A 14,731-nucleotide genomic window follows, 5' to 3' on the forward strand; every position below is an offset into this window, starting at 1 on the left:
TGCCCCCACCCCACCCTGTCCTCGTTGATCATGAGGTTGACGGGCGATTCGATGATCGAACGACCCGTCAACCTCATGATCAACGAGGACAGGGTGGGGTGGGGGCAGCGGTGGTTAGCGGAGGGCTAGGCGGGCTGCTCTCGCGTCGCGCTTCTCCTCGAAGCGGCGGGCTGCGCTCTCCAGGCTCTCCAGCTGGGTGGCCAGCTGTTCGCGGGCGAGTTCGCCGTCGGCGTTCAGGCCGGTCACGTTGAACACGTCCCACTGGCGCAGCACCGGCTGGAGCACCTCGTCGCGGTGCTGGCGCAGGTCGTAGATGCCGGCCAGGGCGATCGCCACCGACTTGCGGGCGAAGCCGTCGATGCCGTTGCCCGGCATCTGGAAGTCGGCCACCACGTCGGCGACGGCCCGCATGGCCTGGCTCGGGGCCAGCTCGAAGGCGGCGGCGAGCAGATTGCGGTAGAAGACCATGTGCAGGTTCTCGTCGGCGGCGACGCGGGCCAGCAGCGCCTCGCAGACCGGGTCGCCGGTGGCCTTGCCGGTGTTGCGGTGCGAGATCCGGGTGGCCAGCTCCTGGAACGAGACGTACGCCAGCGAGTGCAGCACCTCGTCGCCGTGGGCGTTGGTGTAGCCCTCCGACATGTGTGTCATCCGGGCGCGCTCCAACGCCACCGGGTCGACCGCCCGGCTGACCGTCAGGTAGTCGCGGATCGCGACACCGTGCCGGCCCTCCTCCGCGGTCCACCGGTGCACCCACGTGCCCCAGGCGCCGTCGCGGCCGAACAGGGTGGCGATCTCGTGGTGGTACGAGGGCAGGTTGTCCTCGGTGAGCAGGTTGACGATCAGCGCGGTACGGGCGACGTCGGGGATGGTGGAGTCGGTCGGCGACCACGCCTCGCCGCCGAGCGGCCCGTCGAAGGTGCGGCCCTCGCTCCACGGCACGTACTCGTGCGGGAACCACTCCTTGGCCAGCGAGAGGTGGCGGTCCAGGTTGCGGGCGACCACCGGCTCCAACTCGACGAGCAGGGCGGTCTGGCTCAGCGTGGTGCTCATGGTCACGAGAAACTCCCTACGGTGGCGTAACTTACGCAACCGTAGGTCCCCGCGGCCGTACGCGCCAGTAGTGACGCTCAGCTGACCGTCGGCGTGAGGTCCTCCCGAGGCGGCATCCACTCCCCCGCAGCGGCCGTGACCTGCTCTCCGGACCGGATGTCCTTCACCTCGTCGGCCGCGCCGTCGGCACCCGGGAACCACACGTACGGGATGCCCCGTCGCTCCGCGTAGCGGATCTGCTTGCCGAACTTCGCCGCGCTGGGCGACACCTCGGTCGGCACTCCGCGACGTCGCAGCGCCTCGGCCACCCGGTTGCTGGCGCCACGGTGCTCCTCGTCGGTCACCGCGACCAGCACGGCGGTGGGCACCGAACGGGAGACCGACAACTCGCCCGCGCCGAAGAGCAGGCCGAGCAGCCGGGTCACGCCGATCGAGATCCCCACTCCGGGGTACGAGGTGGTGCCGGCGCTGGCCAGGTTGTCGTACCGGCCGCCGGAGCAGATCGACCCGAACCGCTCGTAACCGCGCAGCTGGGTCTCGTAGACGGTGCCGGTGTAGTAATCCAGGCCGCGGGCGATGCGCAGGTCCGCCACGCACAGGCCGGGCGAGTGCTCGGTGGCGGTCTCCACCACCCGGACCAGCTCGTCGATGCCCTCGTCGAGCAGCGGGTCGGTGACCCCCAGCGCGCGTACGGCGTCGGCGAACGAGGCGTCCGGCGCGGAGATCTCGGCCAGCGCCAGGCACGCCTTGGCCTGCGCCTCGCTCGCCCCGGCGGTCTGGGCCAGCAACTCGGCCACCTTCGCCGGACCGATCTTGTCGAGCTTGTCCACGGCCCGCAGCGCCGCCTCCGGGTCGGTCAACCCGATGCCCCGGTAGAACCCCTCGCAGATCTTGCGGTTGTTGACCTGGATCGTCACCGGCGGGATCGGCAGCGAGCGCAGCGCGTCGCCGATGACCAGCGGCATCTCCGCCTCGTGGTGCGGAGCCAGGGTGTCCCGGTCGACGATGTCGATGTCGGCCTGGACGAACTCCCGGTAGCGCCCCTCCTGCGGCCGCTCCCCCCGCCACACCTTCTGGATCTGGTAGCGCCGGAACGGAAAGGCCAGCTTGCCGGCGTTCTCCAGCACGTACCGGGCGAACGGCACGGTCAGGTCGAAGTGCAGGCCCAGCTGGTCGTCGCCGGCACTGTCGGCGTCGGCGTGCAGCCGCCGGATCACGTAGACCTCCTTCGAGGTCTCCCCCTTGCGCAGGAGCTGGTCGAGGGGCTCCACCGCGCGGGTCTCCAGCGGGGCGAAGCCGTACAGCTCGAAGGTGGCCCGGATCTTGTCGAGCACGTACTGCTCGACCATCCGTTGGCCGGGGGTCCATTCCGGGAAACCGGAGATGGGCGTGGGCTTGCTCATCGTCGTACTCCTTGCGGTCCCGCGCCCGCGGCGCGGTGGTGTCGTGGGTCCGCGCGCGGCGCGGACAAGAACTAGAGGCCCCGGGTGGGCGCGGCCGGTGACGTGCCGGCCACCTCGACGAGGTACGGGTTGCTGGCGCGCTCGCGGCCGATGGTGGTGCTGGGGCCGTGGCCGGGCAGGACGACGGTGTCGTCGGCCAGCGGGAGGATCTTGTCGCGCAGGCTGGTGAGCATGGCCGGCATGCTCCCGCCCGGCAGGTCGGTGCGGCCGATCGACCCGGCGAAGAGCACGTCGCCGGAGAGGCAGATCTCGTCGGCCTCCCAGCCCGAGTCGGCGCCGGGCAGCCGAAACAGCACCGACCCGCCGGTATGGCCCGGGGCATGGTCGACGGCGATCTCCAGGCCGGCGAGGGTGAGGGTGGCGCCGTCGGTCAGCTCCGCCACGTCCTCCGGCTCGGTGTAGCTCAACCGGCCGCCGAAGAGCGACGTCAGGTCGGTGGACAGGCCCTTGGCGGGGTCGGCCAGCATCTCCCGGTCGCCGGGGTGGACGTACGCGGTGATGCCGCGCGCACCGCAGACCGGCGCGACCGAGAAGGTGTGGTCGAGGTGCCCGTGGGTCAGCAGCACGGCGGCCGGATGCAGGCGGTGCTCGGCGAGCAACGCGTCGAGCTGGTCGAGCACCCCGATGCCGGGGTCGACCACCACGCACTGCTCCCCCGGCGCGGTCGCCACCACGTAGCAGTTGGTGCCGAACGCGTCGGCGGGAAAGCCGGCCACGAGCACGGGCGCTGTCCTTCCGTCGAACTGTCGTCCTGCCCAGCAGCCTAACCGCCCGGCGAACCGGTTTGTCGCGTCCGTCCCGCCGGCCCCGCCGGGCACAGTGACAACTCCCGATAAGCGCTGCTCGTAGCGGGGTGGACCTCGTACACCACATTCCCAGTCGCTAGCCGTACACTCTGGCGGGCGTGTGGCGCGGCACACGTGACGCCCGGACGGGCCGGGACGCCCGGCCGCCGGCGACGACCAGGCAGAGGAAAGGGGAGCACGGGTGGCTTCCAGCAGGGACCGGCAGCGCAAACTGGCGCGGGCCAAGCTCGATCGGCAGTTGGCCCGCCGGGCCGCCGCCACCCGGCGCCGTCGGCAGATCCAGGCCGGTGTCGGCGCCGCCCTGGTCCTCGTGCTGATCGTGGCCGGCTCGGCGTGGGCGCTCGGGGCGTTCGACTCCGACCCGAAGCAGAACACGGCCGCCGAGGACACCTGCCTCTGGACGCCGCAGGACGCGGCGGCCAACACCAACCTCAAGGACGTCGGCACGCCGGAGACCAAGGGCCTGCCCACCGCCGGCACCCGGGCGATGACCGTGACCACCAACCAGGGCGGTCCGATCACCGCCGAGCTCAACCTCACCAGCTCGCCGTGTGCCGCGGCGAGCATCGCCCACCTGGCGAGCCGGTCGTTCTACGACAACACCACCTGTCACGAGATCACCGCCGACGGCGCGCTGCGATGCGGCGACCCCAGCGGCACCGGCCTCGGCGGGCCCACCTACTCGTTCTACGACGAGGACGTGCCGACCGTGCCGTCGGCCTCCCCGTCGGCCAGCCCGGCGCCCGGCCAGCCGCCGACGTACCCCAAGGGGACCGTGGCGATGATCTCCAACCCGCCGGGCAGCAACGGCAGCCAGTTCCTGATCTTCTTCAAGGACTTCACCACCACCGACCCGAAGTTCCCGGTGATCGGCAAGGTCACCGGCGGGCTGGACGTGGTCGAGAAGATCGGCGCCCTGCCGACCGTGGACAATGGGACCGGGGCGAAGGTCAAGCCCAAGACCGACGTGGTGATCCAGAGCCTCACGGTCGGCGAGCCGGCCACCGACGCGGCACCGTCGCCGTCCGGTGCCCCGGCCAGCAGCCCGAGCGCCGGCTGACCGGTCGCACCACCCACCCGAGCGGCACCCGGAAACAGACAGCCAGGAGGATCCAGGCGTGACGTCCACCAGAGAGCGGCAGCGCGCGGCGGCACGCGCCCGGCTCGAGAAGGAGATGGCCGAGCGTGCGGGCAAGGCCCGCAAGCGTCGGCAGACGCAGGCGATCGTCAGCGCGGGCGCCGCGCTGGTGCTCGTGGTCGCCGGCACGGTCTGGCTGGCGATGAGCCTCGGCGGCGACGACGACAAGACCGACACCGCCGCACCGGCGGCCGGCGCGTCCGAGTGCGTCTACAACGAGGTGCCGGCGGACCAGCGGTCGCCGCAGATCAAGGATGTCGGGCTGCCGAGCAACCAGCAGTCCGCCAAGGGTGTGCAAACCATGACGATCACCACCAACCTCGGGCCGATCACGGCCAAGGTCGACCGGTCGCTGGTGCCGTGCACGGCGGGGGCCTTCACGCTCCTCGCGGACAAGAACTTCTTCGACAACACCAAGTGCCACCGCCTGGTGACCCAGGGCATCAACGTGTTGCAGTGCGGTGACCCGAGCGCCACCGGCAAGGGCTGGCGCGACACCGACGGCACGGGTGGCCCGAGCTTCCGGCTGCCCGAGGAGAACCTGCCCACCGACAAGCGCCCGCCGTACCCGGAGGGCGTCATCGCGATGGCCAACTCCGGCCAGCCGGGCAGCACCGGCAGCCAGTTCTTCATCGTCTACGGCGACTCGCCGCTGGACCCCGCGTACACGGTCCTGGGCAGCGTCACCGGCGGCATGGACATCGTCAAGGACGTCGCCAAGGCCGGCGACGACGGGGCGTTCGCCCAGCAGGCCGGCGGTGGTCACCCGAAGAAGGAGGTCGTCATCACCGACCTCACCATGAGCCCGCCGCAGGGCTGAGGCCCCGAGCAACGACGAAGCGCCCGCCGGCTGAGCCGGCGGGCGCTGTCGTGTCCGGGGTACGCGTCAGGCGCCGGAGGTGACCCGGTACGCGTCGAACACGCCGTCGACCTTGCGGACCGTCGCCAGCAGGTGACCCAGGTGCTTCGGGTCGGCCATCTCGAAGCTGAACCGGCTCACCGCCACCCGGTCACGGGTGGTGGTGACGGTGGCGGAGAGGATGTTGACCCGCTCGTCGGAGAGCACCCGGGTGACGTCGGCGAGCAACTTGTGCCGGTCCAGCGCCTCCACCTGGATGGCGACCAGGAACGTCGAGGCGGACGTGAGCTTCCAGCTCACCTCGACCACCCGCTCGGCCTGGGCGCGCAGGTCCTCGGCGTTGGCGCAGTCGTCGCGGTGCACGCTCACCCCGCCGGAGCGGGTGACGAAGCCGAACACCGAGTCCGGTGGGACCGGGGTGCAGCACCGGGCCAGCTTGATCCAGACGTCGCTGACGCCCCGGACCACGACACCGGGGTCGCTGCTGCTCTGCCGGCTGCGCGGCGGCCGGGTGGCGACGGCGGTCTCGGCGATGTCCTCCGCCGCGCCCTCCTCGCCGCCGTACGCGGCCATCAGCTTCTGCACCACCGACTGCGCGGAGACCTGGCTGTCACCGACCGCCGCGTACAGCGACGCCACATCGGCCAGGTGCAGGTCGCGGGCGATCGACATCAACGCGTCGGAGGTGAGCATCCGCTGCAGGGGCATGCCCTGCTTGCGCATCGCCTTGACGATCGCGTCCTTGCCGGCCTCGATCGCCTCCTCGCGCCGCTCCTTGTTGAAGTACTGGCGGATCTTCGTCCGGGCACGGGGGCTCTTGACGAAGCCCAGCCAGTCCTGGGTCGGGCCGGCCGTCTCGGACTTCGACGTGAAGATCTCGATCACGTCGCCGTTGGACAGCGTCGACTCCAGGGGCACCAGCTTGCCGTTGACCCGCGCGCCGATGCACTTGTGCCCGACCTCGGTGTGCACCGCGTACGCGAAGTCGACAGGCGTCGACCCGGTCGGCAGCGGGATGACGTCACCCTTCGGGGTGAAGACGTACACCTCCTGGCTGGACAGGTCGAAGCGCAGCGCGTCGAGGAACTCGCTCGGGTCGGCCGCCTCGCGCTGCCAGTCGAGCAACTGCCGCAGCCAGGTCATCTCGTCGATATGCGCCGGCGGGCCGACGATCTGGGTGCCCTTGTGCTCCTTGTACTTCCAGTGCGCGGCGATGCCGAACTCCGCGGTGCGGTGCATCGCGTACGTGCGGATCTGCATCTCCACCGGCTTGCCGGTGGGCCCGATGACCGTCGTGTGCAACGACTGGTACATGTTGAACTTGGGCATCGCGATGTAGTCCTTGAAGCGGCCCGGCACCGGCTGCCAGTTGGCGTGGATGACTCCCAGCGCCGCGTAGCAGTCGCGCACCGTGTCGACCAGGATCCGCACGCCCACCAGGTCGTAGATGTCGTTGAAGTCGCGACCCCGCACGATCATCTTCTGGTAGATCGAGTAGAGGTGCTTCGGCCGGCCGGTCGTCTCGGCCTTGATCTTGGCGGCCTTGAGGTCGGTGCCGACCTTCTGGGTGACCTGCCGCAACAGCGACTCCCGCTGCGGCTGGTGCTCCCCGATCAGTCGGTTGATCTCCTCGTAGCGCTTCGGGAACAGCGTCCCGAACGCCAGATCCTCCAGCTCCCACTTGATCGTGTTCATACCGAGCCGGTGCGCCAGCGGCGCCAGGATCTCCAGCGTCTCCTTGGCCTTCTGCTCCTGCTTGGGGCGGGGCAGGAAGGTCAGGGTACGCATGTTGTGCAGCCGGTCGGCCAGCTTGATCACCAGCACCCGCGGGTCCTTGGCCATCGCCACGACCATCTTGCGGATCGTCTCGGCCTTCGCCGCGTCGCCCAGCTTGACCTTGTCGAGCTTGGTGACGCCGTCGACCAGCAGGGCGACCTCGCCGCCGAAGTCGGCACGCATCGCGTCGAGCGTGTACTCGGTGTCCTCGATGGTGTCGTGCAGCAGGGCCGCCACCAGCGTGGTGGTGTCCATCCCCAGGTTGCCCAGGATGGTCGCCACGGCCAGGGGGTGCGTGATGTACGGGTCACCGGACTTGCGGTACTGCCCGGAGTGCCACCGCGCGGCCGTGTCGAAGGCGCGCTGGAGCAGCCGCGCGTCGGCCTTCGGGTGGTTTTCCCGGTGGCTCGCGATGAGCGGCTCCAGCACCTCGCTGACCTGCGAGGTCTGCCACGGCGCGTTGAACCGGGCCAGCCGGGCACGGACCCGCCGGCCGGTGGGCGCGTTGGACAGCGCGAAACCACCACTCGGCGACGGGTCGACGCCGGCGTCGGTCGGGAACGGGACCACCACCCCGTCCGCACCGGGGGACGCCTCGACGGCACCGGACTGCAGCGCCGCGCTCTCGCCCGGGGCTCTGCCAGCGCCGCTGCCGTTGCCCGTCACCCCGGCCGACGTGTCACCCGTCCGCTCGGTCACCGAGCCGTCAGCGTCGCCTGTCGGATGCACCGTGCCCTCCACCGGAGGGACGACATCGTGGGACACCGGCCTCCTCACCGCTCGCCGGAAACACACCGGCCGAACATCGGCCGGCCTGGTCTCGCGTCGCCGGACGGGGTACCGCCGGCGTCAGCAAAGGGCAATGCTACCCGCACGGACGGTCCCCTGCCGCTCCGCCGGACGGCCGACGCCCGGCCCGGACGGCGGTACCGGGGTCAAACGGTCAGCAGGGCATGGACGGGACGCGGCGCCAGCCGCTCCCGGCCGCCCAGGAAGCCGAGCTCCAGCAACACCGTGAACCCGGTGACGGTGCCGCCGGCCCGCTCGACCAGGTCCAGTGTCGCCTCGGCGGTGCCGCCGGTGGCGAGCACGTCGTCGACCACCAGGGCCCGGTGCCCGGCGGTGAAGGCGTCCTCGTGCACCTCCAGGGTGGCCTCGCCGTACTCCAGGGCGTAGGAGACCGAGTGCGCCACGCGCGGCAGCTTGCCGGCCTTACGCACCGGCACCACACCCACCCCGGCCGCGTACGCGACGGCCGCCGCGACGACGAACCCCCGCGCCTCGATGCCGACCACGACGTCGAAGCCGTCCCGCCCGTGATACGCGACGATCCCGTCGACCACCTCGCGGAACGCCTTCCCGTCGGCGAACAGCGGCATCAGGTCCTTGAACAGGACGCCGGGCTGGGGAAAGTCGGGCACGTCCAGCACACGGCTGGCGACCAGCCGGGCGGCCTCCGGGCCGCTGTCCCCGCGGGCGGCGGTGCTGTGGGTCTCCGTCACGACTGTCTCGCTTCCCTTCCAACGACGACGGCGTCCGGCAATGCTGCTCGCACAGCATGCCGGACGCCGTTCGGGCGTTTCCTCCCGGGTCAGCCCCGGTCAGCGTCGCTTGGCGCCACCGGGCCGGTTGCCGCCGCCACCGGGGCGACCGCCCCGGGTGCCGGTCTGCCGCTTGCCCGCCGGTCGCGCGCCCACCTTCGGCGCGGCGCCGGCCAGCGCGGCCGCCTCCGGGTCCACGTCCGCGTCGATCGCGTCGGTCGTGGCCGGGCTCGGGGCGCCCTTGGGCGTGACCTCGCCGCGGGCCAACGCGCCCCGGCGGGTCAGCACCCGCTTGTTGTGCGCCTGGATCCGCGGGTCGTAGTTCTTCAGCAGCGCCAGCAGCGGCGTCGCCACCAGGATGGAGGTGAGGAACGCCACCGCCATACCGACGAACAGCACCAGGCCGAGGTCCTTCAGCGTGCCCGCGCCGAGCAGGCCGGCACCGATGAAGAGCAGACCACCGACGGGCAGCAGGGCCACCACGGAGGTGTTCAGCGACCGCATCAGGCTCTGGTTGATCGCCAGGTTGGCCGCCTCGCCGTACGTCTGGTTGTTGTTGGCGGTGATGCCCCGGGTGTTCTCCTGCACCTTGTCGAAGACCACCACCACGTCGTAGAGCGCGAAGCCCAGAATGGTGAGGAAGCCGATGATCGTCGACGGGGTGACCTCGAAGCCGACCAGCGAGTAGATGCCGGCGGTGAGGATCAGGTTCATGAACAGCGAGGAGACGGCGGCGACGGCCATCCGCCACTCGAAGCGCAGGATCAGGTAGACCATCACCAGCGCGATGAAGATGACCAGACCGAGCACGGCCCGCTCGGTGACCTGGCTGCCCCACGCCTCGCTGACCTGGTTGCCGCTGATCTGATCAACGTTGATGCCGAGATCCTCGGCGATCTGCGCCTTGACCGCGTTGGCCTGCTCGACGCTGAGCTGCGGCGTGCGCAGCTCGTACGAGTCGCCACCGGGGCCGCCGATCTTCTGGGTCGTGGCCACCTCGACGCCGGTGTTCTCGGCGGCGAGCGCCGAGTTGACCTCCCGCTCGGCGTCATCGAGGGTGCCGACGCTGGCCGGCACCTGGAACGAGTTGCCGCCGGCGAACTCGATGCCGAGGCTGAAGCCACGGATCGAGAAGCTGAGGATCGCGATCAGGACCAGGACTCCGGCGATGCCGAACCAGAGCTTGCGCCGGCCGACGATGTTGAGACCGGCCTCACCGTTGTAGAGGCGGCTCGCCAGACCGTTTTGAGCCATCTCAGGCCTCCTTGGCGCGCGGGTTGCGGGGCTGAGTCTGCTGGGTGCGGGCCGGAAGCGCCCGGCCCAGACCGCTGACCCGCGGGGACAGGAACGCCCGGGTCCGGGCGAACATCGTCATGATCGGGTGCCGGAAGAGGAACACCACCACGAGGTCCAGCACGGTGGCCAGGCCGAGGGCGAAGGCGAAGCCCTTGACCGTGCCGACCGAGACCACGTAGAGCACGACCGCGGAGAGCAGCGTGATCGCGTTGGCCGAGATGATCGTCCGACGGGCCCGGATCCAGGCACGGGACACCGCGCTACGCGGGCTGCGTCCCTCGCGGATCTCGTCCTTCAACCGTTCGAAGTAGATGACGAACGAGTCCGCCGCCACACCGAGCGAGACGATCATTCCGGCGATGCCGGCGAGGGTGAGCGTGAAGCCGATCTGCCGGCCGAGCACCACCAGCGCGCCGAAGACCAGCAGCGCGGAGAGGATCAGGCTCAGGAAGATCACCGAGCCGAGCAGCCGGTAGTAGAAGAACGCGTAGATGATGACCAGCAGCATGCCGATGCCGGCCGCGAGCAGACCCGCGCGCAGGTGGCTGGCGCCCAGCGTGGCGGTGACGTTCTGCGCCTCCTGCTGCTCGAAGGTCACCGGCAGCGCACCGTAACGGAGCTGGCCGGCGAGGGCGCTGGCGTCCTTCTGGGTGAAGTTGCCGGTGATCTGGGAGTTGCCGGTCAGCACGCCCTGGATCTCCGGGGAGGAGACGATCTCGTTGTCCAGCACGACGGCCACCCGGCACTTGCCGTCCTGACCGAGCGCGGTCGCGTCGCAGGCCTGGCCCTCGTTGTTGAACGCCTCGCGGGTCAGCGCGGTCCACTTGCCCTGGCCGTCGCCGGTGAAGTCGAGGCTGACCACCCAGGCGTTGGTCTGGTCGAGCACGGCGTCGGCGTCGTCCACGTCGGTGCCCAGCACCTTGGCCTGGTCGAGCAGGTACTTGGAGGCGCCGTCCTCGCAGGAGACCACCTGCTGCTTGGCGTCGGAGATCGACGCCGGGGGACGCTTGTCGAGCTGCGCGCAGGTGATCATCGGCACGTTGAACTGCATCTGCGCCGGCAGCACGGCCACCTCTTGCGGCGTCAACGCGCCGAACGGCTTGAGCTTGTCGGCGAGCGACGGGTCGGACGCCAGGTCGGCCGGAGCCTGCAAACCGTTGGCGGCCTGCCACGACGCGGCGCCGACCTTCTGCTCGACGGCCTTGCGCTGCTGCTCGATGCTGGCCGGCACCGGCTCGGCGCTGGCGCTCGGCGACGGCGCGGCGGCGCTCGGCGAGGTCGACGGGGTCGGGGTCGGGGTGGCGCTGGGCGACGCCGGGGCCATGCCGCCCTGGCCGCCGCTGGGCGACGCGGTCGCCTTCGGCGCGGCGCCGGACGGGGTCGGCGACGCGGCGCCGGACGGGGTCGGGTTGGCGCTGCCCGACGGGGCCGGCGTGGCGGCCGGCGGCGCGGCGGCCGCGCCGCTGCCGTCGGCGGCCTTGAGCACCTTGCGGAAGCGCAGCTCGGCGGCGCTGCCCACGTCGGTCAGATCCCGGTTCTCACCGGGCAGGGAGATGACGATGTTCCGGTTGCCCTCGGTGACCACCTCGGCCTCGGCCACGCCGAACGCGTTGACCCGGCTCTCGATGATCTGGCGGGCCTCCTCGAGGTTGTCCGCGGTCGGTGGCTTGCCGTCGACGGAGTTGGTCGCCTCCAGCGTCACCCGGGTGCCGCCGATCAGGTCCAGGCCGAGCCGTGGCTCGAGCCGGTCCTTCAAGCTGCCGCTGGCGCCGGAGAAGAACACCAAAAGATAAAGGACCACGAAGATGAACCCGAGCACGGCGAGCTGCCGCCCGGGGCGCATCTGTCCCTGAGGTGGTGCCACGGCTGTCCTGTCTCCCTGTACGGTCGCGCCGCTGTGCGCAGCGGCGGCGGTGTCGGGCCGGGGGTCCCGGCCGACGGGTCTGACCTGGGTCGGCGGGGCGCCGACACGGCTGGCCGGACGCGCCGACGGGACGCCGACGGTCACGGGAACGTGCCGACGCCCGGCGTCGACCCAACTATCCAGTTTTCACGTCTCGTCCGCTCCCCCGTCGGGCGCGGTGCCCCCGGGAGAATGCTCGACCGGCCGTACGCCGGACCGCACCACCCCGGGAGGGAGGGTCACTCCTTGATGGTGTCCGCGTCCCCGAGGGCCGGCTCGCTCGGCAGCTCCGCGCGGGTGACCACCCGGGCGATGGCGGGCCGGGCGTAGCGCGTCTGCACGCCGGGGGCGACCTCGATCAGGACGGTGTCGTCCTCGATGCCGGTCACCGTCCCGTAGAGCCCGCCGATGGTGACGACCTCGTCGCCGGGGCCGAGCGCGGACTGCATCGCCTCCGCCTCGCGGCGGCGCTTCTGCTGGGGTCGGATCATCATGAAGTACATGACACCGAAGAGCAGGGCGATCATCAGGATCGGCGTGAAACCGCCGGCCCCGCCACCCGCTGCTGCGTATCGCACGGTTACTGACCTTCCCATTGGCCACCTGTCCGGCACGGGGAGTGCCGGAGCGGAGGCGGAATCTCACGTCCTGTACAGACCGCGGCGAAGTCTAATCCCTGCACCTGAGAACACCGAATGCGGCACAGATCACGTTCACATCACGGCTGATCGGTGTCCAACGAGAACAGATCGGGCGCGGGAGGGACATCTACACCAAATGTACCATTCGGTGGAGTTCGCCCCAGATGCCGCCAAGCCGCCTCGGTGGCCACCCGCCCCCTCGGCGTCCGTGCCAGCAGGCCAGCCCGGACCAGGAACGGCTCGCAGACCTCCTCCACCGTGTCCGGCTGCTCCCCCACCGCCACGGCAAGCGTCGACAACCCCACCGGGCCACCCCGGAACGAGTCGACAAGCGCGGTCAGCACCGCCCGGTCCAGCCGGTCCAGGCCCAGCGCGTCCACGTCGTACACCAGCAGGGCGGCACGGGCGGTCTTCAGGGTGACCACGCCGTCGGCCCGGACCTCGGCGTAGTCGCGGACCCGGCGCAGCAGCCGGTTGGCGATCCGCGGGGTGCCCCGGGACCGGCCCGCGATCTCGGACGCGCCGTCGGCGGTGATCGGCACACCCAGGATCCGGGCCGAACGGTGCAGCAGCGTCTCCAGGTCGGCCGGGGCGTAGAAGTCCAGGTGCGCGACGAAACCGAACCGGTCCCGCATCGGCCCGGTCAGCAGACCCGAGCGGGTCGTCGCCCCGACCAGGGTGAACGGCTCGACGTCCAACGGGATCGCGGTAGCGCCCGGACCCTTGCCGACCACCACGTCGACCCGGAAGTCCTCCATCGCGCTGTACAACAGCTCCTCGGCCGGGCGCGCGATCCGGTGAATCTCGTCGATGAAGAGCACGTCGCCCTCGGCCAGGCTGGTCAGGATCGCGGCCAGGTCACCCGAGCGTTCGATCGCCGGGCCGCTGGTCACCCGGATGCCCGCACCCAGCTCGGCGGCGACGATGTTCGCCAGACTCGTCTTGCCCAGGCCCGGTGGACCGGAGAGCAGGATGTGGTCCGGCGGCGAACCCCGCCGCATCGCGCCCTGCAACAACAGGTCGAGCTGGTCACGCACCCGATCCTGGGCGATGAACTCGGACAGCCGCTTCGGCCGTACCGTGGCCTCCGCATCCAGATCCGCGTCGCTCACGTACGCCGAGACGAGGCCGTCGGTCTCGCTCATCGGGTACGGCCCAGCAGGCGGATGGCCTGCTTGAGCAGGACCGGCACGGGCGGTGTCGGACCGTCGATGGTCTCCGCGACGGCGGCCACCGCCTGGTCGGCCTGAGCGGCCGTCCAGCCCAGCCCGACCAGCGCCTGGCGGACCTGCTCGGACCAGCCGCCGCCGGTCACCCCGGCCACGCCGTCGGCACCGATCGGCACCGGGCCGATCCGGTCGCGCAGCTCCAGCACCAGGCGCTCGGCGCCCTTCTTGCCGATCCCGGGCACCCGGGTCAACGCGGCCGTGTCGGCGTTGGCGATCGCCTTGCGGACCGCGTCCGGGGTGTGCACCGCCAGCACCGCCTGGGCCAGCCGGGGGCCGACCCCACTGGCGGTCTGGAGCAGCTCGAACAGCGCCTTGGCGTCGTCGTCGGCGAAGCCGTACAGGGTCAGCGAGTCTTCCCGGACGATCAGGCTGGTGGCGAGTCGCGCGGTCTGACCGACCCGCAGCTCGGCGAGCGTCCCGGGCGCGCAGTGCACGGCCAGGCCCACCCCGCCGACCTCGATCACCGCCTGGTCCGGACCCGTCGCGGTCACCGTGCCACGCACGCTGGCGATCATCGCGTTCCTCCTCGTCGTGCCCGGTCGGCCGCCGCCGCCAGCTTGGAGCGCGTCCCGCCGCGCCACACGTGGCAGATGGCCAGAGCGAGCGCGTCCGCGGCGTCGGCCGGCTTCGGCGGCTCGGCCAGCCGCAGCAGTCGCGTCACCATCGCGGCCATCTGCGCCTTGTCGGCCTGACCGGACCCGGTCACGGCCGCCTTCACCTCACTCGGGGTGTACGTCTGCACGGGCAACCCGGCGCGCGCTCCAGCCAGCACGGCGATGCCACTGGCCTGCGCAGTGCCCATCACCGTACGCACGTTGTGCTGGCTGAACACCCGCTCGACGGCGACACTCTCCGGCTGGTGCTCGGCGACCAGCTTGCCGAGCGACCGGTCCAGGTGCAGCAGGCGCAGGGCCAGGTCGTCCGCCGGGTCGGTGTAGACCACGTAGTAGGCGACCAGGGTGCAGGACCGGCCGGGGACGCCCTCGACCACGCCCACCCCACACCGGGTCAAGCCCGGGTCGACTCCGA

At 71.1% G+C, this 14,731-nt stretch carries 13 protein-coding genes; 2 read left to right on the plus strand and 11 right to left on the minus strand.

All coding sequences use genetic code 11. The features are described from left to right. Positions 1-114 precede the first annotated feature (114 nt). From F8271_RS23950 to F8271_RS23960, 3 genes are all read right to left on the minus strand, one after another. On the minus strand, positions 115-1,050 hold the full coding sequence (locus tag F8271_RS23950) for an acyl-ACP desaturase (protein WP_151492091.1): 936 nt from the start codon (positions 1,048-1,050) through the stop codon (positions 115-117). 77 nt (positions 1,051-1,127) lie between these two features. Then, positions 1,128-2,453, minus strand: coding sequence for a histidine--tRNA ligase (gene hisS / locus F8271_RS23955; protein ID WP_151492080.1), 1,326 nt, complete (start codon positions 2,451-2,453; stop codon positions 1,128-1,130). 71 nt (positions 2,454-2,524) lie between these two features. Beyond that, positions 2,525-3,235, minus strand: a complete 711-nt coding sequence (locus F8271_RS23960; protein WP_151492081.1) for an MBL fold metallo-hydrolase — start codon at positions 3,233-3,235, stop codon at positions 2,525-2,527. Between the two features lie 265 nt (positions 3,236-3,500). Between F8271_RS23960 and F8271_RS23965 the strand changes: the two genes are divergently transcribed. Next, positions 3,501-4,379 carry a peptidylprolyl isomerase gene (locus tag F8271_RS23965; RefSeq protein ID WP_151492082.1) on the plus strand — a complete coding sequence of 293 codons (879 nt, stop codon included), beginning with the start codon at positions 3,501-3,503 and terminating at the stop codon, positions 4,377-4,379. Positions 4,380-4,437: 58 nt separating this feature from the next. Further along, positions 4,438-5,277, plus strand: coding sequence for a peptidylprolyl isomerase (locus F8271_RS23970; protein WP_151492083.1), 840 nt, complete (start codon positions 4,438-4,440; stop codon positions 5,275-5,277). A 66-nt stretch (positions 5,278-5,343) separates the two neighbouring features. Here F8271_RS23970 and F8271_RS23975 read toward each other — a convergent pair whose 3' ends face one another. The 8 genes from F8271_RS23975 to ruvC form a co-directional block, all read right to left on the minus strand. Next, entirely contained in the window at positions 5,344-7,857 is a 2,514-nt protein-coding gene (locus tag F8271_RS23975; protein WP_151492084.1) for a bifunctional (p)ppGpp synthetase/guanosine-3',5'-bis(diphosphate) 3'-pyrophosphohydrolase, read from the minus strand. Between the two features lie 170 nt (positions 7,858-8,027). Continuing rightward, the gene (locus tag F8271_RS23980; protein WP_151492085.1) at positions 8,028-8,594 is read right to left on the minus strand and encodes an adenine phosphoribosyltransferase; all 567 of its coding nucleotides are present in this window, start codon (positions 8,592-8,594) and stop codon (positions 8,028-8,030) included. A 99-nt stretch (positions 8,595-8,693) separates the two neighbouring features. Continuing rightward, the gene (gene secF, locus F8271_RS23985) at positions 8,694-9,887 is read right to left on the minus strand and encodes a protein translocase subunit SecF (protein ID WP_151492086.1); all 1,194 of its coding nucleotides are present in this window, start codon (positions 9,885-9,887) and stop codon (positions 8,694-8,696) included. 1 nt (position 9,888) lies between these two features. Beyond that, complete coding sequence (secD, locus tag F8271_RS23990) at positions 9,889-11,793, minus strand: protein translocase subunit SecD (protein WP_192580431.1); 1,905 nt, start codon at positions 11,791-11,793, stop codon at positions 9,889-9,891. Between the two features lie 278 nt (positions 11,794-12,071). Continuing rightward, positions 12,072-12,428, minus strand: a complete 357-nt coding sequence (yajC, locus tag F8271_RS23995; RefSeq protein WP_151492087.1) for a preprotein translocase subunit YajC — start codon at positions 12,426-12,428, stop codon at positions 12,072-12,074. A gap of 122 nt (positions 12,429-12,550) precedes the next feature. Next, positions 12,551-13,618: a Holliday junction branch migration DNA helicase RuvB gene (ruvB, locus tag F8271_RS24000; protein ID WP_151492088.1), complete on the minus strand. Its 1,068-nt coding sequence runs from the start codon at positions 13,616-13,618 to the stop codon at positions 12,551-12,553. Beyond that, a complete protein-coding gene (ruvA, locus tag F8271_RS24005; protein ID WP_151492089.1) occupies positions 13,615-14,217 on the minus strand; it encodes a Holliday junction branch migration protein RuvA in 603 nt (200 codons plus the stop codon). The genes ruvB and ruvA overlap by 4 nt, the downstream gene beginning before the upstream one ends. Continuing rightward, the coding region (ruvC, locus tag F8271_RS24010; protein ID WP_151492090.1) for a crossover junction endodeoxyribonuclease RuvC at positions 14,214-14,731 on the minus strand (518 nt) is incomplete at its 5' end. The genes ruvA and ruvC, both read right to left, overlap by 4 nt.

Origin of the sequence: Micromonospora sp. ALFpr18c, assembly GCF_008868155.1 — a bacterium.
Classification (GTDB): Bacteria; Actinomycetota; Actinomycetes; order Mycobacteriales; family Micromonosporaceae; genus Micromonospora.

What these genes read in the sequence shown, in the direction of transcription:
- F8271_RS23950 (WP_151492091.1), bottom strand. Translation starts at nt 1,050, where the DNA reads ATGAGCACCACGCTGAGCCAGACCGCCCTGCTCGTCGAGTTGGAGCCG.
- hisS (WP_151492080.1), bottom strand. Translation starts at nt 2,453, where the DNA reads ATGAGCAAGCCCACGCCCATCTCCGGTTTCCCGGAATGGACCCCCGGC.
- secF (WP_151492086.1), bottom strand. Translation starts at nt 9,887, where the DNA reads ATGGCTCAAAACGGTCTGGCGAGCCGCCTCTACAACGGTGAGGCCGGT.
- yajC (WP_151492087.1), bottom strand. Translation starts at nt 12,428, where the DNA reads ATGGGAAGGTCAGTAACCGTGCGATACGCAGCAGCGGGTGGCGGGGCC.
- ruvB (WP_151492088.1), bottom strand. Translation starts at nt 13,618, where the DNA reads ATGAGCGAGACCGACGGCCTCGTCTCGGCGTACGTGAGCGACGCGGAT.
- ruvA (WP_151492089.1), bottom strand. Translation starts at nt 14,217, where the DNA reads ATGATCGCCAGCGTGCGTGGCACGGTGACCGCGACGGGTCCGGACCAG.